Here is a 21,807-nt window from a genome sequence, read left to right as displayed (position 1 = left end):
TCAACCACTAACCACTAACAATGACCCTTGACCATTGACAAATAACCACTGACCATTACCAATTTCCGTATTTACTTCTATGGTTTATGAATTTATTGTAAAGACAGTCAGTAGTAGAATGCTTGGTAGCTCAATTTTAAAGTTTAATTAATCCAATCCAGAACGGCAAGACAATTGCTATTGTCTTGTGTAAAAACTGTGTGAAAAGAAGTTATTTGCAGAAAATTAGATACTCTGAAATGGTGTAGAAATGTATAGAATTCTGTAAAGATATAAAATATAGTTTTTTCAAATGCAGTTATTTTTAACACCTTCTTCCATGCAGCTGTCTACTCGACCAACCAAAAGTCAACCCTTAAAGATTGTCGCACTGGGAGACAGTTTAGTCTATGGATTCGGTGATCCAGAGGGAGGTGGCTGGGTTGAACGACTCCGGCGACAGTGGATGTCACCTGACAGTGCTGGTCACATCATCTATAATTTGGGCGTACGGGGCGATCGCGTCCAACAAGTTGCTCAAAGACTAGAAGTAGAGTTTCGGCATCGTGGCGAACTACGCAATCAAGTTCCAGATTTAATCGTTCTCTCAGTTGGTGTCAATGATTCAGCCCGGTTAGGTCGTCCAAATGGACGCAACTATACAGATTTTGCAGCTTTTCAGTTACAAATAACTTTCTTACTAGAAATGGCCCAGCAATTATGTCCTGTGTTATTTGTAGGTATGACACCAGTTGATGAGTCCAAAATGCCATTCCTGGACTGCTTGTATTACAATCATACCGATCAGTATCGCTACAAAGAAGCAACTCGAATTGCTTGTCTACAAAGAGGAATTCCCTATCTTGACATTTTCCAGAAATGGATGGAACGTGGTGAACAGTGGTGGTTAAAACGTCTCAGTCATGACGGTCTTCACCCTAATACATCAGGTTATCAAGCTTTATTGGCAGATGTCATTAATTGGGAAGCGATCGCCACTTTTCAACATAAATCCTATTCTCCAGCCTCAAACAAAGATACTATCTGAAATAAGATCAAAAATTCTTAACTTTGGAATTTTGAACTTTAAATTTACGCCTGATATGAATTGAATATGGAGACGCAATATTCCTTGCGCCTGGTAAAAAACGTTTTTTTAGAAATCGACCACCGATACACACCGATAAACACAGATAACACAGATGGATCTTTCATGGGTGGTTGGGTGGCCATTGGTTTGTTGAGTATTTTCCATGATCTATTAGCGCTTTTGTTAATTCACATTAGACGTAATTTTGTATTCTGCAAATATCACCAATCATTACTTGATCTTATAACAAAGACGATTTATTTGTGGAATCAATCCAAAATCCAAAATCCAAAATCCAAAATCCAAAATTGTATGACTCCTACTTTATTAGGCCGCTGGCAAACTCGATTATTATTATTAGCAACTGTAGGCACATTCATATCCATAATCTTTGCAATAGGTTTAATTGGTTTCCAACCTGGCATTATTTATTTTTGGATAATTGCCTACGTCGCCATTTTTGGAATTTTTTGGGATATAGTATATGACCAAATTCAAAAAAGACGTTGGGATAGAGACTGGCCTGCATTATATCAACTACTAGCTGGTGTTTGGGAATTTGTTTTTGTAGTTTGTGGTGTTAAGATTATTGGTTTTTTACCAACACCTGTTCCAAAAGAAGAATTACCATTTTTCCTAATAATCTTACATTACGGTATGGTTTGGTTAGCCGTTTTTATTGCTTCCCAATCAATTATGCGAATTTTATTTCCTCGGTGGCGTTTTCATGGAGGACAATGGCTTTAATCTTCAGTTAACAGTTATCAGTTATCAGTTTTTCTGAAATCCTTATAATTTGTAATTATGGGGGTTTTATTTTTATTTATTCTAGAAATTTCAATTTGAATTATATCAAGTCTGGCTAATTGCTTACTATATAAAACTTGGGCATTGGGCATCGGACATCAACAAATCATCAGTATCCTAATTACCGATTACCCATTTCCCATTATTAATAATAGTTCAGCAAATATACCCTTGTAAGTATAGATAAACACATAATAAAATCTGGAATAATTCTAGGATCGTGTCAAATCGTTGCAGCTTAAGTGAATTAAAATTAGCAAAAGTAAAACTTTTTATCAAGTCAAGCTTCTATGATACACGCAATTCCCAGTATAAAAAAATCAGTGCAAACATCTGAAGGTTTAGTAATTTGGCTAACAGGACTTAGTGCTTCTGGTAAAACTACAATTGCTCAAGGATTAGAACGTGAACTCAGAGAACGCAGTCAATTAGTTGAAGTTTTAGATGGTGATGCAATTAGAAAAAACTTATCTAAAGGTTTGGGTTTTAGTAGAGAAGACCGTAACGTCAACGTCCGTCGCATTGGCTTTGTGGCAAATTTACTCAGCCGTAATGGAGTAATAGCAATTGTTGCTGCTATTAGCCCTTATCGCGATGCTAGAGAAGAACTACGACAAACTACGAAAAATTTTGTAGAAGTTTATGTCAATGCACCTTTAGCAATTTGTGAAGCACGAGATATTAAAGGACTCTATGCTATGGCTAGAGTTGGAGAAATTAAAGCTTTTACAGGAGTCGATGACCCGTACGAAGAACCCCTCAATCCTGATATTGTTTGCTATACCGCAGAAGAAACAATAGAAGATAGCATTGCTAAGGTAACAGCTTATCTGGAACAGCGAAATTATATTCCTGCTAAGCCCCTATTGGAATACAGTATTTAGGTAGAACACATACACACTCACAGACAAGGGAGAAATTCTTCCTTGTCCCCATGTATTCCTTTTCCTCCTTCCCTTGTCTCCCTGTCAGCAATAATTTAGCGGTGTATAAAAAACAGGATGTATGAGAAAATGCTACAACGTGGTGTGACCGTATGGTTTACAGGGCTAAGCGGTGCTGGCAAAACCACAGTCAGTCGAGTAGTTGCTGGCGAGTTGCGATCGCTTGGTTATCAAATTGAAATTTTAGACGATGATTTATTACGTGAAAATCTCACCAATGATTTAGGTTTTAGCAAAGCAGATAGGGATGAAAACATCCGTCGCATTGGTTTTGTCGCTAAACTATTAACTCGCAACGATGTCATTGTATTAGTTTCTGCCGTCTCCCCTTACCGCCACATCCGGGAAGAGGTACGTAACTCAATAGGCAATTTTATTGAGGTTTATGTCAATGCATCTCTAGATATTTGTGAAAAGCGAGATATCAAAGGACTTTATCAAAAAGCTAGGGCTGGGCAGATTAAAAACTTTACTGGAATTGATGATCCATACGAACCACCTTTAAATCCTACACTCGAGTGTCGTACTGATTTAGAAACTATAGAAGAGAGTGCCAATAAAGTTTTGCTAAAAATGGCAGAACTCGGTTACATCAATGTTTTGAGTGAGAAAACAAATAATTTATACTAATCAAAAAATTAGAAACATAAGAATTAGGGACTAAAGCTAAATCCCTATTTTAAATTTCTGTCTTTCTTTGTAATAACAATTAACATCAAATCTGAATGATAATTGCAGTTGTGTGATCTATAAAGGTTGACATCATCAAGCGATTTACAGAATCATCTAAGGGACACCGGATAGTCGCTTGTGAGGAAACTATGCACACGGTTGTTCTCGTTTTAATTGAGGTGCTGATTGTCATTGGGCTGTCTCGGCTAGTAGGATTGGCATTCCGGTGGATTAACCAACCATTAGTGATCGGAGAAATTGTAGCGGGAATTATGCTCGGTCCCTCTCTATTTGGTTTGGTTGCTCCAGGACTATCAGCTACCTTGTTCCCTCCTGAAACAGTTCCTTTTTTGAATGTTCTGTCTCAGGTCGGCTTAATATTTTTCATGTTTCTCATCGGGCTGGAGTTAAATCCCAAATACCTCAGTGGTAATTTGGAAATAGCGGTTTTGACCTCACATGTCAGTATTTTAGTACCGTTTTCCTTGGGAACTCTGCTAGCGTTACTTCTTTATCCATTGATTTCTAACGCTAGTGTTTCTTTTACCGCCTTTGCCTTATTTTTGGGAGCAGCAATGTCAATTACTGCTTTTCCGGTACTGGCGCGAATTATTACAGAAAATAACCTCCAAGGAACACGCTTGGGAACATTGGCATTGACTTGTGCTGCTGTAGATGATGTCACCGCTTGGTGCGTTTTGGCAGTAGCGATCGCAGTAGCACGCACAGGTAGCATTGCTGGTGCTTTTCCTACCATCGTTGAAAGCTTGATTTATATCGGCGTAATGGTGACATTAGGGCAAAATTTTCTCTCTCGCCTTGCTACCTACTATCGCCGTACTGGACGCCTCAACCAATTAGTTTTAGCGTTAATTTATGCTGGAGTAGTTGCTTCCGCACTGATTACAGAACTCATTGGTATTCACTTGATTTTTGGGGCATTTTTACTAGGGGCAATCATGCCTAAGAATGCTGGTTTGGTCAGAGAATTAGCACTGAAAACAGAAGATTTTGTCTTGATTTTTCTCTTGCCAGTGTTTTTTGCCTACAGTGGTCTGAGGACGCAAATAGGTCTGCTTAACAGTCCGGAATTATGGTTATTATGTGGACTGGTGTTAATAGTAGCGATCGCAGGTAAATATCTAGGCACATATGTAGCAGCTAGAGTTAGCGGCATTAACAAGCGAGAAGCCTCCGCACTCGGTTGGTTAATGAATACTCGTGGTTTAACCGAGCTAATAGTACTCAATATTGGTTTGGAGTTGGGAGTAATTTCACCTTTACTCTTTACCATGTTGGTAATCATGGCCTTAGTGACTACATTTATGACCTCACCACTATTAGAGTGGACTTACCCGAAAAAACTAATCAAGTTAAACGTAGTAGAATCAGAACCAGAAACAGAAAGTGAAACAGTTATTGGTGGTGAGATTCCTGGTCGTCCTTACAGAGTTTTAGTACCAGTAGCCAACCCAGATACCCAAAAAGGTTTAGTGCAATTAGCAGTGGCGATCGCAGTTAATTTCCAACAACCTGCTATTGTTAATCCCCTCAGCCTGATTCAATTACAAGAAGACTATGCCTATGAGAGTACACCAGTTGAGGCAACCAGGTTAATTCAAGAACGACGTCAACTTTTAGATGAATTGATTCAACGCTTAGAACCACCAGCAGCACGTTCTTATGTTCATCCCATAGTTCGTGTTTCTAATAACGTTGCACGGGAAACTACACAGATAGCTGCACTTGAACAAGCTGATTTAGTGATTGTCGGATGGCATCGTCCAGCTTTTAGTAATAATCGCTTGGGTGGGCGAGTTGGTCAAATTCTCATAACTGCCCCAGTTGATGTCGCAGTATTTATTGATCGAGGTGAAGAACGCTTAGAAAGTTTGTTAGTACCCTATTCTGGTAATATCCATGATGATTTGGCACTCATCCTGGCTTTAAGACTACTGGTAAATCGTGACACTTCCTATTTGCAAGTATTACAGGTGCTATCAGCTCATCAGGTCAAAGACGAATTAAGTTATGAACTGCAAACTTTAATGGAACAATTGCCTCATGGCGTGAGCGATCGCGTTACCATCAACACAATCTCAGATACAGAGCCTATCCAAGCCGTAGTTGCAGCTTCCCGAGGCGTTGATCTCACAATTGTAGGCGCAAGCCGTACCTGGGGTATAGAACGCCAAACATTGGGAAGATATACAGATGAACTAGCGATCGAGTGTCGTTCCTCGCTACTTATTACCCGTCGTTACAGTAAAGTTATTTCTCATCTCACCTCTGTCCTGACTGAGTTTAAGTCAGAAGTTAGGACTTAGAAATTATAAATTATGAATGATGGATGATGAAAAAGTTCATCATTCATAACTTATAATTCATTGTTACCTAAGATTATTATTTTTATGAATCATTTTAATTTCAAATCTATATCTTTTTATGGTGTAGCTATATGTTCAGTCTTACTATTGTTTAAAATCGTAACAAATTATGGAGAAAATAAATTAAAAGCCCCTCTTCCTCTCAAACAAAGCTATCGTTTGATATTTGGAGAAAAATTACCTGATTGTAATCAAGCAGACATAGCCATCTTGAATATTCATCAATCAGGAGTTTACTTAAATGGATCTTTATTAGCAACAAATAATAATACCCAACAAACATATAATACAGAAATACACCCCACTCTCAGTGGTAGATACAAAAATAAAAATATAAGTTTGTCGGGTCAAGTTCTTAACTCTGTTCTTTGCAAGAATGCAAATTCAAAAAACAAAAAAGATTATAAAACAGTCAACATACAAATGCAAATACAAAAGCAAGATAATCTCAGCGGTCAAATAACAGTAAGTGGTATGAACAAACCAATTAAAATTAGTGCAACACCCAACCAAAAACTAGATACTTCAGTAAAGTTAAATAATCATTGAAATTTCACTGAGCAGAAGGCAGTCTCGATGAAAAAATTTCACAGTCATGCATGAAAAACCTCACCCCCTACCCCTAATCCCCACTCCCTTGGGGGAGTGGGGGTCCCGAGTTCCCCTCTCCTTGGTAAGGAGAGGGGTGGCGTAGCCGGGGTGAGGTTACTTTCAAGTCAGGAGGCAAAAGGGAGAAAATATTTTAAATCTTAATCGTGATCAACCTAGTATTCCTTGAATGTTTGGTATAAAACAATGAAAGAAAAATTAACTAACAAACTCTTTTTTAAGATTAGCTTATTTAGCCTATATACAGCATTTACTCTTGAAGCTGGTATGAGTAATGCTGAAACAGTATCAAAATTAGAAGATTGGCGTTTTGATCCAGAAGCATTACAGCTAGAAATTATTCTCTCTGCACCCTCACAACCACGCTACTTCTTTCTCTCTCAACCTTCTCGTATTGTTGTAGATTTACCAAGTACTAAATTGGGTTATGTTTCCACTCAACAAAATTTTTCTGGAGCGATAAAAAGCATTCGTGTCTCGCAATTAAATGCAGATGTAACTCGCATTGTTATGGACTTGATGCCAGGTACTTTTATAAACCCTAACCAGGTACAACTACAACCTGTTTCTCCAGAAAATCCTACACGTTGGGTTCTAAGTCCTGTTACGGTTAGTAACAATACATATTCAATACCTACAAACATTTTTCCTTCATATCAACAGATACCACACCCACGTTTATATTACCCACCTCCACCTTCCCAAAATCAACCTTTCCCAACCACAACTTACTACAATCAACAATCAACAATCAACAACCAACAATTACCAACCACAACTTACTACAATCAACAATCAACAATCAACAACCAACAATTACCAACCACAACTTACTACAATCAACAATCAACAATCAACAACCAACAATTACCAACCACAACTTACTACAATCAACAATCAACAATCAACAACCAACAACCTTTGGTAACTGTACCCCCCCTGCTACCTGATAACCCTTCTCAACCGCCAAATTCTACTCTTCCTCCAGCTATTTTTCCTAACCAATCTGGTAATCTCAACAGTATTCCTTTTTTCCCTACACCAGACTTACTAAATTACCCATTCCCAAACTCCTCTAATAATCAAATCACCAATCCCAATCCAGGAGCAATTGAGTTTGGAAAACCTCTACCTAATAACACTCAATAAAGTTTGTTCTTTGTCTTTTGTTGGTTGTTGTTTGTTCGTTCTCATCAACAATGAACTTACTACTTAACAACCAATCACTCAAGACATTAATAATGACAAATGATAGATGATTAAAACCTATCTGTTTCTATAGGTGGTGCAACTGCTCCTGGTTCGGTAACAAAGAAGTTTTTCGCTGCTTCATTTTGGTAAACACAACTAATATCAGGTTTTTCACCCAAGTCACCTGTATAGCCAAAGGTATTGAGACGGTTCTTACAATCTCGAACCTGTTCGTTTGTTACCAGTTTACGTTGCTCTAAAATTGCCCAGTTATTGGTACGTAGAACGCACCCAGGACGCATACTCGGTTGAGAAACATAAACATTAAAGGGGTTGAGTGTCACAAATAGCCTAGTATCCATGACCATAGCACTGGCTCCATACTGCACACATAACTCAGGATTAGGTGCTTTAGTATCAATAAATTCCCGGGAAGCCACGTTACTTGGTGTAAATGTCGCTGTAGAACTAAAAGCGATACCAATTCCTATACCTAAAACGAACACCCCTCCCAATATCGCTATAGTGGTGAAATTAAACAAAGGGGATTGGAAAAGAGAGGGTTTAGGAGGTGTAGTGGTTCTACCAACAGGTTTACGTCTCATTTTCGCTTAATTCTCTTTACATTTTGGACAGTCGGGAGCGGTTTGAGTTCCTCTCCTTATATATATCAGTATGCCGATTCTTGCCTATAGTTGTCTTTAACTTTAGTTATTGGTTGGTTGTTGGTTGTCATTGGTCATTTGTCATTTGTTAGTGGTTAGTAGTTAATTTTCTCCCTTGTCCTCCCCACCTCCCACCACGCCACATTTGCTACTTCTGGTGGAAGAATATCAACAAATGTTAAATAATTAATTAAGAATATCTTTATACATGACAGCAAGAAAGTGATTTATCAGCGATCGCTATTTTCACATAAGGGCTTTAAAACTTCGCAATTTCAAACTCTTTTGGCAGATATTCTCACTGTCTTTTGGGGAGACTGGTTAGAGTTACGTGTCAGAATTACCCAAGTCGCCGCATCAGGGTTAATATCTCCACTGATATATATTTTGGCATTTGGTTTGGGTTTAGGAAGTTCTATCCGACCAGGAGCAGGAATTAGCGGTAGTTATGGTAACTACCTAGAATTTATTTTGCCGGGTATGGTGGCTTTATCATCAATGACAATTAGTTTTGGTGGAACGACATTTTCTATTTGTGGAGACAGACTGTTTACCAAAAACTTTGAGGAATTGTTACTAGTCCCCGTGCATCCCCTAGCGTTGCACATAGGGAAAATGCTAGCAGGAGTTGTGCGGGGATTGATGACTTCCGGTTCTGTAATTTTGGTTGCTTTGCTGTTTACCGGAAATTGGAGATTTCTCCATCCTCTATTTTTGTTGTTGCTATTACTTAATTGTGCCGTTTTTGCAGGGTTAGGCGTAATAGTAGGGTTGACAGTGCGATCGCTCGAAGCAGTGGGACTCTACAATAACTTTATTATCATTCCTATGTCTTTCTTAGGGGCGACATTTTTTGATCCAGGTACATTACCAGGAATTCTTAAATTAGTAGTTTACCTCTTGCCCCTCACCTACGCCAGCGTCGGACTACGTGCAGCTGCTTATTTACCCCTATCACAGTTTCCTTGGTATAGTGTGCCAATTTTACTAGTAATCGCGATCGCTCTTTCTCTGTGGGGTGCTAATTTATTTTCCCGTCAACAGGATTAAATTACTGATGGTTGATTGTTGATGGTTGGTTGGAACTATTAACAACTAACCCCTAACCAATAATCTTTGCATTACTTCAAATAAAATTTAAGCATTTGCTTGAGCGCTACTGCTGGGAAATTTAGTAGAATTTGCCAAATATATTTTGATAAAAAATGGTGTGAGCAAAGAAATTCCAGTGGCGATCGCCTTTTCTGTTGTATCTAATTTATTGCCTTTCAAAGCTTTAGCAGGGGATTACGATCAACTTTTTATTTTTGGTGACAGTTTATCTGACAATGGCAACTTATATCGAATCACAGGGGGTACAATTCCTCTGAGTCCACCTTACTTTCAAGGACGATTTTCTAATGGGCCGGTTTGGGTGGAAGTACTGGGTTCATACTTAAATATTGATGCAAATGATACTAATAACTATGCTGCTGGTGGCTCCACATCTGGAAATACTAACGTCCTGAGTGAATCACTATTAATACCACTACCATCTTTGTCATCTCAAATCAACGATTTTGCTTCTGCACCAGTAACCCCTAGTTCTAATGCCCTATTTATTTTATGGGCTGGTGCTAATGATTACCTAATTAAGCCAATAGAAAAAAGAGCAACCAATACACAAATAGTAGTAAATAATCTATCTAATGCAATAACAACACTGATCAATAAAGGCGCTCGTAATATTATTGTGCCTAACCTACCAGACTTGGGCAAAACTCCGCAAGAGCGATCGCAAGGGACTGCTGACAGCACCACCACTGCAATTAAAAGTCACAATTCTAACTTAAATTCTGCCCTGCAAGAAATTGCCAAAAATCGTAACGTTAACATTATTCCTCTCGATATTAATGCTTTATTTAACGAAGTTATTGACCAGCCTGATCGATACGGTTTAACAAATATAAATGACCCTTGCTTTGATCAAAAAGCAGCTACAATTTGTCCTAATCCTGATGAGTATTTATTTTGGGATAACGTTCATCCTACAGATCGCGGACACCAGTTTATTGCAGAATACACCGATGCAGTTTTGAATGCTCCAGTTGCGATCGTCCCACAAGCTGAAATCGCTCTGCATATAGCCCAAAGACAGGCGCAGCTGATCGATGATCGTTTGTCAGCGCTACACAACACTTCACAAACACAATCAACAGATCGCTGGAGTGTATTTGTTAACGGTGATGTAAATCTTGGTAGTCAAGATGCTAGTGGACATCATCCAGATTACAACTATAGAACAGGTGGTGCTACTGTAGGCTTTGATTATGGCGTCACAGATAAACTAGCTGTAGGAATAGCATTAGGTGTTGTGAATAATGAAACTGAGTTGCATCAAAATCAAGGTGACATCGAAATTGATGGCTATGCTGTTTCAGTCTATAGTAACTATGTCGAGAAAAACTTCTACAGCAATGCTGTAATTAGCTATGGTAATAACGACTTTGATATTCAACGTCAAATTGATTTCGATCACCGCACAGCTACAGCTAAAACTGATGGAACACAGTTTTCCGTGAACCTAAAAAGTGGTTACATTGCCAGATCGGGTAATATTTCCTATGGTCCTACCTTTAGTTTGAAATACGATCGCATCAACATCGACGGCTACACCGAAACAGGTGCAGGTAGTTTAAATATAAAAGTAGATGATCAACAAACAGAATCATTTATTGTGAGTGTAGGCACGCAAGCTGCTGTGGAATTGAAAACCAGTTTTGGTTCAGTCATACCAAATATCCACGCAAGTTACGAATATCAATTTGCACCAACACACCGCACCATTACCACAGAACTTGTGACTCAACCAGGTATACCCATGCGTACTCAGACAAGTGAATCTGACCGTGATTATTTTAAATTGAGTGCAGGGACACAGATTCTATTTTCTAAAAATTTTGCAAGTGCGATCAACTACGAAATTATGATCGGCAGAGAAGATTTTAGTAACAATGCAATTAAGGGAGAAATTCGCTATCAATTTTAATCCACAGATAAATCTAGAGGCTTGTACCATCAAAGAAGTATCGGTCATACCACCTCCCCACACACGGACGGTATTACTACTTGAAAAAGACGTGAAGACCGATCTAGCTATTGACCCGCTTCTTTTTAAAATGACCATATAAGAACAAAAATTATATTTGCGCGTGTTGTTGTTCGTTCCTCAAAAAGCCTATGCAACCAACTAACCCAAACCAATTTACAGAAAAAGCGTGGGAAGCGATCGCGCATACTCCTGATATTGCCAAACAAAATCACCATCAGCAAATCGAAAGCGAACATCTGATGAAGGCGCTGCTGGAACAGGAAGGACTAGCAGGCCCGATTTTGACGAAAGCAGGTGTGAATCTGCAAAAATTACGCGATCGCACAGACCAATTCATCCAACGTCAGCCAAGAGTCTCGGGAAGCATCAATTCTGTTTACCTGGGACGCAGCTTGGATTCTCTCCTAGATCGGGCTGAAGGCTATCGTAAGGAGTTTGGTGACGAATATATATCGATAGAACATTTATTACTTGCTTACGCCAAAGATGATCGCTTTGGTAAAAGTCTATTCCAAGAATTCGGATTAGACGAAAGAAAATTAAAAGATACTATTAAACAAATTCGGGGAAGCCAGAAAGTGACCGACCAAAATCCAGAAGGTAAATACCAAGCACTGGAGAAGTATGGGCGTGACCTCACTGAAGCCGCCCGTCAAGGTAAACTTGACCCAGTGATTGGACGAGATGACGAAATTCGCCGCACGATTCAAATTCTCTCTCGCCGCACCAAGAATAACCCTGTATTAATTGGGGAACCAGGTGTTGGTAAAACTGCAATTGTCGAAGGCTTAGCCCAGCGCATTGTAGCTGGTGATGTACCCCAGTCTCTCAAAGACCGCAAGTTGATGGCTTTGGATATGGGTGCTTTGATTGCAGGGGCAAAATTCCGGGGTGAATTTGAAGAACGTCTCAAAGCAGTCTTAAAAGAAGTCACCGAATCCGGCGGTAATATTATCCTATTTATTGATGAAATTCATACCGTTGTCGGTGCAGGTGCTACCCAAGGCGCAATGGATGCTAGCAACTTGCTCAAACCAATGTTGGCGCGGGGTGAATTGCGCTGTATCGGTGCGACAACTTTAGATGAATACCGTAAGTATATTGAAAAAGACGCCGCTTTGGAGCGACGCTTCCAGCAAGTATATGTCGATCAACCAAGTGTAGAAGATACGATCTCGATTCTGCGCGGGTTGAAAGAACGCTACGAACTGCATCACGGGGTGAAAATCTCCGATAATGCTTTAGTAGCGGCGGCGACACTGTCGAGTCGATATATTAGCGATCGCTTTTTACCAGACAAAGCCATTGATTTGGTAGACGAAGCAGCCGCCAGGTTGAAAATGGAGATCACCTCCAAGCCAGAAGAACTCGACGAAATCGATCGCAAAATCTTGCAGTTAGAAATGGAGAAGTTGTCGCTACAAAAAGAAAGTAACACAGCTTCTCGTGAACGTCTGGAAAGATTAGAAAAAGAACTAGCGGATCTTAAAGAAGAACAACGGGCGTTAAATGCTCAATGGCAGTCTGAAAAGGATATTATTACTAAAATTCAGTCTGTCAAAGAAGAAATCGACCGCGTTAACTTAGAGATTCAACAAGCCGAACGCGATTACGACCTCAACCGCGCTGCTGAGTTAAAATACGGCAAATTAACCGATTTGCACCGCAAACTCGAAGCCGCAGAATCTGAGTTAGCCCAAACTCAACACACTGGTAAATCTCTGCTGCGGGAAGAAGTCACCGAATCGGACATCGCCGAAGTGATTTCTAAGTGGACGGGTATCCCCATCAGCAAGTTGGTGGAATCGGAAAAAGAAAAACTACTGCACTTAGAAGATGAACTACATCGCCGTGTGGTTGGACAAGAAGAAGCAGTTACAGCTGTTGCAGACGCGATTCAGCGTTCTCGCGCTGGTTTAGCAGATCCCAATCGTCCCATCGCTAGCTTTATTTTCCTCGGTCCCACGGGTGTAGGTAAAACAGAACTAGCGAAAGCTCTTGCGGCGTACCTATTTGACACCGAAGAGGCTATGGTACGGATTGATATGTCCGAGTACATGGAAAAACACGCCGTTTCGCGTTTAATTGGTGCGCCTCCTGGGTATGTTGGTTACGAAGAAGGCGGACAGTTAACCGAATCAATTCGCCGTCGCCCCTATGCAGTGATTCTCTTCGACGAAATCGAAAAAGCCCATCCGGATGTGTTCAACATCCTGCTGCAAGTTCTCGATGATGGACGTGTCACCGATGCTCAAGGTCATACGGTAGACTTCAAGAACACCATTATTATCATGACCAGTAACATTGGTTCACAATTTATCCTCGATGTCGCTGGTGATGAAAATCGTTACGAGGAAATGCGGAGTCGGGTGATGGAGGCGTTGCGAAACTCCTTCCGTCCAGAATTCCTTAATCGGGTTGACGAGTTAATCATCTTCCACAGCTTGCAGAAAGAAGAATTGCGTGAAATCGTCCTGTTGCAAATCGAAAGACTACGGCAAAGATTGGGCGATCGCAAGATATCATTGAAGCTTTCGGATGCTGCTCTTGACTTTTTAGCCGAAGTAGGTTATGACCCGGTGTTTGGTGCGCGTCCACTCAAGCGTGCTATTCAACGGGAGTTAGAAACACCAATTGCCAAAGCAATTTTGCGCGGCGAATTCAACGATGGCGATACCATATTTGTAGATATTGAGAATGAGCGCCTTTCCTTCAAGCGCTTACCTGCTGAAATATTGACAACTTAACAGTCATTCAGTAGACATCTTGTACGAACACTTAAATACCCCCCTTAGTCCCCCTTGTCAAGCGGGGAAACAACAAATCCTGTTCCCTCCTCTTTATAAGGGGAGGGTCAGGGTTTGACAGGCCTAGGTTTTTTACACTTAGGAGGAGTTAAAACAGTAGAAATCGTCAACAGTAGTAGAAGGAAAAGAACTCCAGCGACCCCACTCAATTTGTCCACTCGGCAAGGATTGCGATAAAATAAGCGATCGCTGTCATTAGTTAAGTATTGCCCGGAAATTTCGCGGAGGTGCGATTGTCCAAGTTCATTTTGAAGATATTGTGGTTAGATGAGAACGTCGCCTTGGCGGTTGATCAGGTGGTAGGTAAAGGTACTAGTCCTTTGACAAAGTACTTTTTCTGGCCCAGAAATGATGCCTGGGAAGAACTCAAAAAAGAGCTAGAGTCAAAACACTGGATTACTGAAGTAGATCGGGTAGAGTTGCTCAATAAAGCTACCGAAGTTATCAACTACTGGCAAGAGGAAGGCAGAAACCGCCCGATGTCAGAAGCACAAGGGAAATTCCCTGATGTTACCTTCACAGGTAGCGCCTAGAAGAAGGCAGAAGGCAGAAGGATTAAAATTATTAATACTTCACACTTCGTCATTCATCCTTAGCGAATCTATGTATAGTTAAGCTTATCCCCAAATTTTAGTCTGGGGATGAGCTTGAATCGACCGAATTTGACTATGCGTTATCCAAAACTTTATGAAGACGTTAACTTTGACGTCAAATTAATTAATTTTTATAAAATCTAACACTTAGCAAAAACCCGGTTTCTCGAAGGAACCGGGTTTTTAATTATACCATGCCACCAGCAGCTTGAAAACGAGCGCGGGCGCGTTTAAAAGCTTGATTGGCTTGGATTTGACCTTGGCGATCGCCTTCTTTAACTTGACCTAAACGAGCTTGGGCTTCGTTAAAAGCAGCACGAGCTTCTTCAAGATCAATGCTGTCACCACGTTCAGCACCATTAACTAGAATGGTTACTTCATCTTCTTCAACTTCAGCAAATCCACCCATAAGCGCAATGGGTGTCCAGCCTTGATTTTTACTAGGACGTACTCGCATCACACCAGTATCCAAGGCAGTTAATAGTGGTGCGTGTCCGGTGAGGATACCCAATTGACCAGTGGTGCTAGGTAAAATCACTTCTTCAGCAGCAGCGTCCCAGATTGTTTTATCCGGAGAAATTACACGAACGGTTAATGGCATATGTCTTTTGTTAGTAGTTAGTGGTTAGTGGTTAGTAGCTAGTAGTTAGTAGCTGTTACCACTAACTACCAACTAACAACCACTAACTAATTACCCTTTGAGTTTTTCAGCTTTAGCAATGGCTTCGTCAATGCTACCGACCATGTAGAATGCTTGCTCTGGCAAGTCGTCCAACTCACCTGCCAGAATCATGTTAAAGCCTTTGATTGTGTCTTCCAACTTCACGTATTTACCAGGAGAACCGGTGAATACTTCTGCTACGAAGAACGGCTGAGACAGGAAGCGCTCGATTTTGCGCGCCCTTGCTACAACTAGACGGTCATCTTCAGACAATTCATCCAAACCCAGAATGGCGATGATGTCTTGTAATTCTTTGTAACGCTGTAGAGTTGCTTGGACAGCACGAGCGGTATTGTAGTGTTCATCACCAACTATGTTGGGCTGTAACATGGTGGAAGTAGAACCCAGAGGATCTACCGCCGGATAAATGCCCTTCGCTGCCAAACCACGAGACAATACAGTGGTTCCATCCAAGTGAGCAAAGGTAGTAGCGGGTGCGGGGTCAGTCAAGTCGTCCGCAGGTACGTACACAGCTTGGATAGAGGTAATAGAACCTTCGTTGGTAGAGGTGATGCGCTCTTGTAGTTCACCCACATCTGTACCCAATGTTGGCTGATATCCCACCGCAGAAGGCATCCGTCCTAACAGCGCTGATACTTCAGAACCAGCTTGCACGAAACGGAAGATGTTATCGATAAACAACAGTACATCCTGCTTGTTCACATCCCGGAAGTATTCTGCCATAGTCAAACCAGACAGACCAACACGCATTCTAGCTCCGGGTGGCTCGTTCATCTGACCGTAAACGAGAGCAATTTTAGATTCGTTGAGGTTGTCTTTGTTGATAACCCCAGATTCGATCATTTCGTTGTAGAGGTCATTGCCCTCGCGAGTGCGCTCTCCCACGCCAGCGAACACGGACACACCACCGTGTTGAGTCGCGATGTTGTTAATCAACTCCATCATGATCACGGTTTTGCCGACGCCTGCACCACCGAACAGACCAATCTTACCGCCACGACGGTAGGGAGTCAGCAGGTCAACAACTTTAATCCCAGTCTCAAACACGGAAGGTTTGGTTTCCAGTTCAGTGAGTTTGGGAGCAGGACGGTGGATAGGCAGTTTCTCTTCAGTGTTGACAGGTCCTCTATTGTCCACAGGTTCGCCCAGGACGTTGAAGATCCGACCCAGGGTGGCTTTACCAACAGGTACGCTAATGGGAGCGCCAGTATCGACAGCTTCCATACCACGCACTAAGCCGTCGGTGGAAGTCATTGCCACAGCCCGCACCTGATTGTCACCAAGCAGTTGCTGTACTTCGCAGGTAATTGCGATTTTCTGTCCAGCTTCGTTAGTGCCTGAGACGCGCAAAGCGTTGTAGATTGGTGGCATTTTTCCGCTAGGGAATTTTACATCTACAACCGGCCCAATGATTTGGGTAATGTAACCAATGTTTGTTTTTTCTGCTGTGGTGACCATGCTGAGTCTATTGATTGAAGCTATATTTCAGATAGGGTCGTAAGAGACTTAAAATTAAGCTATGTCATCTTCAAGAGTAGCACTGAACGACGCCAGAATTTGGCATAAATTCATTAGCTATTTCTTCAAAAAAACAGCCCTCCCTACAGATCAGCAGAGAGAGCGAAGCCATGCCATTTCACTATTGATGAAATACACATGGTTTTAGTCCTATTTCGTAAACTCAGGTAAAAAATCAGAGCAAAAGTGGAAATTAGTCCTAACTCTTCTGACAGACTAATTTTCATTGCATAGCCATCAAGTCATTACCCTCTGTAGACTGGAGAGCATACATAGCCGCATAGCGTCCACCTAGACGTATCAATTCTATATGAGTACCCTTTTCTAAAATTTTTCCGCCTTCGATGTAAAGAATCAAGTCAGCTTGTACAACTGGTTTCAGATTGTGGGAAATTAAAAAAGTGGTGCGTCCTTTGGTCAAACGCTCGAGCGCTTCATTCACAGCGTGTTCGTTTTCTTGGTCTAAGCCTGTGGTTGGCTCATCTAAAATGACAATGGGAGCTTGACGTACTGCTGCACGGGCGATCGCAATTCTTTGTCTTTGTCCACCAGAAAGAGTCGCCCCCCGTTCACCCAAGATAGTATCGTAACCTTGGGGCAAGGCCATAATAAAATTGTGGGCATTTGCCAAACGGGCAGCTTGTTCTATCTCTTGGTCGGAGGCTTGTAAACAACCGTAGGCAATGTTATCTTTGACACTAGCAGCAAAGAGAATACTATCTTGTAACACGACACTGATTTGTTGCCGCAAAGAATGCAGTTTGTATTCTCTAACATCATGCCCATCAATCAAAATCTGACCCTCTAAAGGATCGTAGAGACGCAACAATAGACTAACTAAGGTAGATTTACCTCCGCCAGAAGGCCCTAATAAGGCTACGTGTTGACCAGAATATACTACAAAATTTAAGTCTTTTAATATACTTTTATTTTGTTCGTAGGCAAAGGAAACATTTTTAAACTGCACAGTTCCCTTCAAAGGTGGCGCCTCAATTGCTCCACGGGCATCGCGGATATCAGGTACGATGTCTAACACATCCAAAACACGTTCACCGGAAGCGGTAGCTTTGGCAATTTGCCCAGTGTATTTGGCAAGCTGGCGCATCGGTTTAAAGGCAATGCGGAGATAGTTGACAAATACTAACAAATCCCCAGGGGTAAGGGATTGTCTTAATACTAACTGCACTCCTCGCCATAACACCAAAGCAATGGAAACCCCCACCAACAATTCCACCATCCGTTCTAAACCTGCTGCTAGTCTTTGGGCTTTGGCACTGTCTTTTAAACTTTGGCGGTTGTGGCTGAAAAAAGTATTCTCCAACATATCTTGCAGAGAAAGCGCCTGCACAATTTTGATGGCACCGATAGATTCGGCTGCGGTTGCAGCCATTGCCCCTTCGCGTTGGCGTTGTTGGCGTACCACCTGGCGGATACGTTTTGTCAGGCGCATCGTGGAAAATATAAATAGGGGAAACACAGCAATAGCAATGAGTGCTAGTTCCCAATGCAGCCAGAACATGACCGCGATCATACCGACTAGAGTTAAAGAATGAGCAAGTAGGGGCATGACAGCCATGACAGTCACTTCCCGTAGTCGGTCAATATCAGAGGTAACGCGAGTAATGAGGTCACCACTTTTGGCTTTGTGGTGAAAAGATAGAGAAAGCCGTTGCAAGTGACTGTAGAGAACAGCGCGAATTTCTGTGAGGATGTTGGTTGCTGCCAAGGACATACCCACAACACTGAAGTAAGCAGCAGTAGCACGCAGAGCAGCGATCGCAACTAGCGCTAAAGTTAAGGTAGTAAGTAAGGCAAAAGGACTGAGTTCATCCAGAAAAGGAATACCCAAGGGCTGGGTTTTAAAACCAGGTAACAGAATATAGTCAAAAATGAATTTTAGTGGCCAGGGTTCTAGTAGGTGTAAGAAAATTTCTGCGATCAGCGCCACAAAGGATACTACCAGCAGGTTTTTCTGTTGGCGGATTTGGGGTGAAAATCGCCGCAAAATCCGCACTATTCCTGGTAAGGCTGCCCTCAAACTTTTGCGGTCAGGACGCGCCATTTTGATTTATTTCCCTCCTCATTTATCAAAAAATCAGGATAATTTTTAATTACGAACACAGATGAACACAGATGAACACAGATTTTATTCGTGTTTATCTGTGTGCATCCGTGTGCATCGGTGGTCGATTTCCAAACAAAAATTTTGTCGTAGCTTCACAACTTACATCAGATCTGCTTCTAAAGGGATACTAATTCGTGTTCAGCTTTGTCACTCTGTGCTACTGATTGGGTATAACTTGTATGATTTAGGGTGTAGCGATCGCTTATATATTGGTTTAACTTCTTTTCCAGCGAAATCGCCCATTTTTCTAACCATAAAGGCTTTGTCCCGAAGGTAAGGCGATGCAGCAGCGGTTTCAAGAATGCTTGGTGGCGGCGATGTCCCATCCGCTTGTAGCGTTTTTTGAAGTATTTGTCCTTGGTTGTCAGTTGCCATTTTTGGGCAAAGTGTTCTAAACTGGCAGTTTCCCAAGCATCACTCCAGCGCAGCATAAAGAAGACAAGTTCGGGTATTTGTAACTTCAATCCTGGTACGTAGGTAACTATCGAAGCAGGTTCACAATAAACCGTACCTCCAGCGTTAGTTACAGTCAGACAAAAATCAATATGTTCCCGTGTACTTAGCAGTCCTTCATCTAAAAGTCCAATCTGCTCAAAAATTTCAGTGCGGACTAACATACAATGAAATTCCGCAAACTCGCACTGTTGACGGTGCAGCTGGTTACGCACCTCAGCAACTTTGCGATTAACGAAGTAATGTTTTTCATGTACTCTTCGCTTGACTTGGTTATTTTCTTGGGTTTCGACAACAATGTGTGCTTCACCACCTGCTAAGTGGATAGTCTCTCCCAAAGGTTCACCAATGCAGGTAAGGGGACAAACAACAGTTGCTTTTGTTTGTTCAGCACACAGGAGTAAATGGTCTAGCCAACCCGGATTCACAATCACATCATTATCAATGAATACAACATACTCGGTCTTAACTTGATGTAAACCCAAATTACGGGCTTGGTTTGGTGAAAGGTAATACTCAGTACGAATCAAATCAAATTCTTTCTCGCGCGCCTGTTCCTCAAGATAGCCAGCAATCTTAGGCGGGGAATTACCATCTATGTAAACTAGAGAAAAAGGTACATGAGTATTTTCGTAAATACTTTCCAGTGATTCGCGAGTGTAGCTAAAACGTTCACGTTGAGAAACAATTATGGTAACTTGTGGCTTGTTCATAATTTTTGTTCGTAGTCGATAGTTGGTTGTTGGTGGTTAGTGGGTAGAGACGCGATATTCCTCGCATCTGTGCATTAGTAGTTAATTTATTATTGGCTTCCCATCTCTCCACACTCCACGCCAGTCGCTCTTTGTTGGAAACCCCCCGCGTAAGAGTCGCTGGCTTTCCCACTCCTCATACTTCCCTTTGTCCCCTTACTTTCTCTACTGCACCAAAGTAGGTACTGTTAAAGTTATCAGTGGAGAAATTCTCACTGCCAAAAAAGCGCTGTATGATTGTTTTCTCGTATTCCCAACTCTGCAAAACTTCTTGGTAAACATTTATCCAGTTCTGATGTTCTATGGATGGATGAAGTTGCTGTTGTGCTTTTGTTTTGGCTGCTGCACCCAGTTGCTTGCGTAGCTGTGGTTGGGTAGCTAAAGATAGCAGTGCTGTTTTGAGTTCAGCGCTACTACCAGGATTGACAAGTAAACCATCGACGCCATCTTCCAAAATTTCACCAATAGCATCTACTCTAGTGCCAACAATGGCACAACCAGCTAGCATGGCTTCTAGAAGCGCATTTGGACACCCGTCAGTTACTGAGGGAATGGCGAAAATATCTAAATGTGGTAAATAAGCTAAAGCTTCTTGCCGAGTTGTAATACCTGTAATGCGAAGGCGAGAACCCAAAGAGCATTGTTTTAATTCTTGTTGCCAATATTTTCGTTCTTTCTCTACAAAGTTACCAATCAGCAGCAACGTCAAGTCGATTTTCTTGCTTAACTCACTGCAAGCATCAAGGAGAAATTCTATACCTTTCTTGTCACGAAATCTGCCACTAGAACCGATGATAATACCCGACAACTCTGATATGAGAGGAGGGGTGCGGAGTTTGGTGAAATTAATTGGTGCAATTGAGTTCCAAAAAACAGAAGACTTTAACTTTACACTAGGAGCGATCGCATTCGCTCTTTTCTGCAAGTCTTGACTTACAAATGTTACCCAATTAGAGTTTTCTAAAACCCAAGCTATCTGAGCATGGTTCTTAGGATTAAAAATATGTTTGTGTAAGTCAGCACCCCGGACGCTATTAATAACTGGCAAATCATTTTCTTTGGCTAACAGTGTCGTAACGTAACCTGTTTCATTCATAAAAAAGGCATGAAACAAATCAAAACCGTACTGTTGATGTAAATATTTCAAGTGTAAGTAGACATCACTAAAAAAATCATGAATTTCTTGTGTATCATCACGTACAGCTGATTTAATTCGATGTACAAATACTCCATCCTGAACAGTTGTTTTACAGCTTGCTCGTCTTACCCTTCCATCATCTACTAGCCGTTGCTTAGAGCGAAAAACTGCAACATGAACTTCATAACCACTACTAACTAACATCTGGGCAATACGATGCACTGACTCACCCACACCACCTATATCTGGAGGGTATTCCAGTGTAGTAATACAAATCTTTGTTTTATTCATGGTTTTTACTAAA

General features: G+C 41.3%; 17 protein-coding genes. 11 read left to right on the top strand and 6 right to left on the bottom strand.

What is annotated here, in order from left to right:
* Window positions 1-292 precede the first annotated feature (292 nt).
* The 7 genes from NIES592_RS11955 to NIES592_RS11925 all read left to right on the top strand — a co-directional run bounded on the left by NIES592_RS11955 (window position 293) and on the right by NIES592_RS11925 (window position 7,637).
* Window positions 293-1,027: a GDSL-type esterase/lipase family protein gene (locus tag NIES592_RS11955; RefSeq protein ID WP_062246602.1), complete on the top strand. Its 735-nt coding sequence runs from the start codon at window positions 293-295 to the stop codon at window positions 1,025-1,027.
* A gap of 354 nt (window positions 1,028-1,381) precedes the next feature.
* Window positions 1,382-1,816 carry a hypothetical protein gene (locus NIES592_RS11950; protein ID WP_073555908.1) on the top strand — a complete coding sequence of 145 codons (435 nt, stop codon included), beginning with the start codon at window positions 1,382-1,384 and terminating at the stop codon, window positions 1,814-1,816.
* Between the two features lie 350 nt (window positions 1,817-2,166).
* The gene (cysC, locus tag NIES592_RS11945) at window positions 2,167-2,760 is read left to right on the top strand and encodes an adenylyl-sulfate kinase (RefSeq protein WP_062246599.1); all 594 of its coding nucleotides are present in this window, start codon (window positions 2,167-2,169) and stop codon (window positions 2,758-2,760) included.
* A 129-nt stretch (window positions 2,761-2,889) separates the two neighbouring features.
* A complete protein-coding gene (gene cysC, locus NIES592_RS11940) occupies window positions 2,890-3,450 on the top strand; it encodes an adenylyl-sulfate kinase (protein ID WP_256678120.1) in 561 nt (186 codons plus the stop codon).
* A 191-nt stretch (window positions 3,451-3,641) separates the two neighbouring features.
* Window positions 3,642-5,819 carry a cation:proton antiporter gene (locus NIES592_RS11935; RefSeq protein ID WP_073555840.1) on the top strand — a complete coding sequence of 726 codons (2,178 nt, stop codon included), beginning with the start codon at window positions 3,642-3,644 and terminating at the stop codon, window positions 5,817-5,819.
* Between the two features lie 84 nt (window positions 5,820-5,903).
* Window positions 5,904-6,428 (top strand): hypothetical protein, encoded by a 525-nt coding sequence (locus NIES592_RS11930; RefSeq protein WP_073555839.1) that lies wholly within the window; start codon window positions 5,904-5,906, stop codon window positions 6,426-6,428.
* A gap of 246 nt (window positions 6,429-6,674) precedes the next feature.
* On the top strand, window positions 6,675-7,637 hold the full coding sequence (locus NIES592_RS11925) for an AMIN domain-containing protein (RefSeq protein ID WP_073555838.1): 963 nt from the start codon (window positions 6,675-6,677) through the stop codon (window positions 7,635-7,637).
* Window positions 7,638-7,747: 110 nt separating this feature from the next.
* Here NIES592_RS11925 and NIES592_RS11920 read toward each other — a convergent pair whose 3' ends face one another.
* Window positions 7,748-8,284, bottom strand: coding sequence for a DUF3172 domain-containing protein (locus NIES592_RS11920; protein WP_009453838.1), 537 nt, complete (start codon window positions 8,282-8,284; stop codon window positions 7,748-7,750).
* Window positions 8,285-8,566: 282 nt separating this feature from the next.
* On the opposite strand from NIES592_RS11920, the gene NIES592_RS11915 reads away from it, so the two are divergent.
* The 4 genes from NIES592_RS11915 (at window position 8,567) to NIES592_RS11900 (ending at window position 14,775) form a co-directional block, all read left to right on the top strand.
* Window positions 8,567-9,394, top strand: a complete 828-nt coding sequence (locus tag NIES592_RS11915; RefSeq protein ID WP_073555837.1) for an ABC transporter permease — start codon at window positions 8,567-8,569, stop codon at window positions 9,392-9,394.
* Between the two features lie 160 nt (window positions 9,395-9,554).
* A complete protein-coding gene (locus NIES592_RS11910; protein WP_073555836.1) occupies window positions 9,555-11,372 on the top strand; it encodes an autotransporter domain-containing protein in 1,818 nt (605 codons plus the stop codon).
* Between the two features lie 191 nt (window positions 11,373-11,563).
* Window positions 11,564-14,182 (top strand): ATP-dependent chaperone ClpB, encoded by a 2,619-nt coding sequence (gene clpB, locus NIES592_RS11905; RefSeq protein WP_073555835.1) that lies wholly within the window; start codon window positions 11,564-11,566, stop codon window positions 14,180-14,182.
* A 287-nt stretch (window positions 14,183-14,469) separates the two neighbouring features.
* Entirely contained in the window at window positions 14,470-14,775 is a 306-nt protein-coding gene (locus tag NIES592_RS11900) for a 30S ribosomal protein PSRP-3 (RefSeq protein WP_305887800.1), read from the top strand.
* A 247-nt stretch (window positions 14,776-15,022) separates the two neighbouring features.
* Here the strand turns inward: NIES592_RS11900 and atpC are convergent, their stop codons facing one another.
* The 5 genes from atpC to NIES592_RS11875 all read right to left on the bottom strand — a co-directional run bounded on the left by atpC (window position 15,023) and on the right by NIES592_RS11875 (window position 21,794).
* Entirely contained in the window at window positions 15,023-15,436 is a 414-nt protein-coding gene (gene atpC, locus NIES592_RS11895; RefSeq protein WP_009453844.1) for an ATP synthase F1 subunit epsilon, read from the bottom strand.
* A 90-nt stretch (window positions 15,437-15,526) separates the two neighbouring features.
* A complete protein-coding gene (atpD, locus tag NIES592_RS11890) occupies window positions 15,527-16,975 on the bottom strand; it encodes a F0F1 ATP synthase subunit beta (RefSeq protein ID WP_073555834.1) in 1,449 nt (482 codons plus the stop codon).
* A 283-nt stretch (window positions 16,976-17,258) separates the two neighbouring features.
* Window positions 17,259-19,097 carry an ABC transporter ATP-binding protein gene (locus NIES592_RS11885; protein ID WP_073555833.1) on the bottom strand — a complete coding sequence of 613 codons (1,839 nt, stop codon included), beginning with the start codon at window positions 19,095-19,097 and terminating at the stop codon, window positions 17,259-17,261.
* A gap of 179 nt (window positions 19,098-19,276) precedes the next feature.
* On the bottom strand, window positions 19,277-20,326 hold the full coding sequence (locus NIES592_RS11880) for a glycosyltransferase family 2 protein (RefSeq protein ID WP_073555832.1): 1,050 nt from the start codon (window positions 20,324-20,326) through the stop codon (window positions 19,277-19,279).
* Between the two features lie 175 nt (window positions 20,327-20,501).
* Entirely contained in the window at window positions 20,502-21,794 is a 1,293-nt protein-coding gene (locus tag NIES592_RS11875; RefSeq protein ID WP_256678126.1) for a glycosyltransferase, read from the bottom strand.
* Window positions 21,795-21,807: the final 13 nt, after the last annotated feature.

Origin of the sequence: Fischerella major NIES-592 (assembly GCF_001904645.1) — a bacterium.
GTDB lineage: Bacteria > Cyanobacteriota > Cyanobacteriia > Cyanobacteriales > Nostocaceae > Fischerella > Fischerella thermalis.
The sequence above is the reverse complement of the archived record's forward strand: the minus strand, read 5'-3'. Positions and strand labels throughout refer to the sequence as shown.

What these genes read in the sequence shown, in the direction of transcription:
- NIES592_RS11885 (WP_073555833.1), bottom strand. Translation starts at nt 19,097, where the DNA reads ATGGCGCGTCCTGACCGCAAAAGTTTGAGGGCAGCCTTACCAGGAATA.
- clpB (WP_073555835.1), top strand. Translation starts at nt 11,564, where the DNA reads ATGCAACCAACTAACCCAAACCAATTTACAGAAAAAGCGTGGGAAGCG.
- NIES592_RS11880 (WP_073555832.1), bottom strand. Translation starts at nt 20,326, where the DNA reads ATGAACAAGCCACAAGTTACCATAATTGTTTCTCAACGTGAACGTTTT.
- atpD (WP_073555834.1), bottom strand. Translation starts at nt 16,975, where the DNA reads ATGGTCACCACAGCAGAAAAAACAAACATTGGTTACATTACCCAAATC.
- atpC (WP_009453844.1), bottom strand. Translation starts at nt 15,436, where the DNA reads ATGCCATTAACCGTTCGTGTAATTTCTCCGGATAAAACAATCTGGGAC.
- NIES592_RS11925 (WP_073555838.1), top strand. Translation starts at nt 6,675, where the DNA reads ATGAAAGAAAAATTAACTAACAAACTCTTTTTTAAGATTAGCTTATTT.
- NIES592_RS11875 (WP_256678126.1), bottom strand. Translation starts at nt 21,794, where the DNA reads ATGAATAAAACAAAGATTTGTATTACTACACTGGAATACCCTCCAGAT.
- NIES592_RS11955 (WP_062246602.1), top strand. Translation starts at nt 293, where the DNA reads ATGCAGTTATTTTTAACACCTTCTTCCATGCAGCTGTCTACTCGACCA.
- NIES592_RS11930 (WP_073555839.1), top strand. Translation starts at nt 5,904, where the DNA reads ATGAATCATTTTAATTTCAAATCTATATCTTTTTATGGTGTAGCTATA.
- cysC (WP_062246599.1), top strand. Translation starts at nt 2,167, where the DNA reads ATGATACACGCAATTCCCAGTATAAAAAAATCAGTGCAAACATCTGAA.
- NIES592_RS11950 (WP_073555908.1), top strand. Translation starts at nt 1,382, where the DNA reads ATGACTCCTACTTTATTAGGCCGCTGGCAAACTCGATTATTATTATTA.
- NIES592_RS11920 (WP_009453838.1), bottom strand. Translation starts at nt 8,284, where the DNA reads ATGAGACGTAAACCTGTTGGTAGAACCACTACACCTCCTAAACCCTCT.
- cysC (WP_256678120.1), top strand. Translation starts at nt 2,890, where the DNA reads ATGCTACAACGTGGTGTGACCGTATGGTTTACAGGGCTAAGCGGTGCT.
- NIES592_RS11935 (WP_073555840.1), top strand. Translation starts at nt 3,642, where the DNA reads ATGCACACGGTTGTTCTCGTTTTAATTGAGGTGCTGATTGTCATTGGG.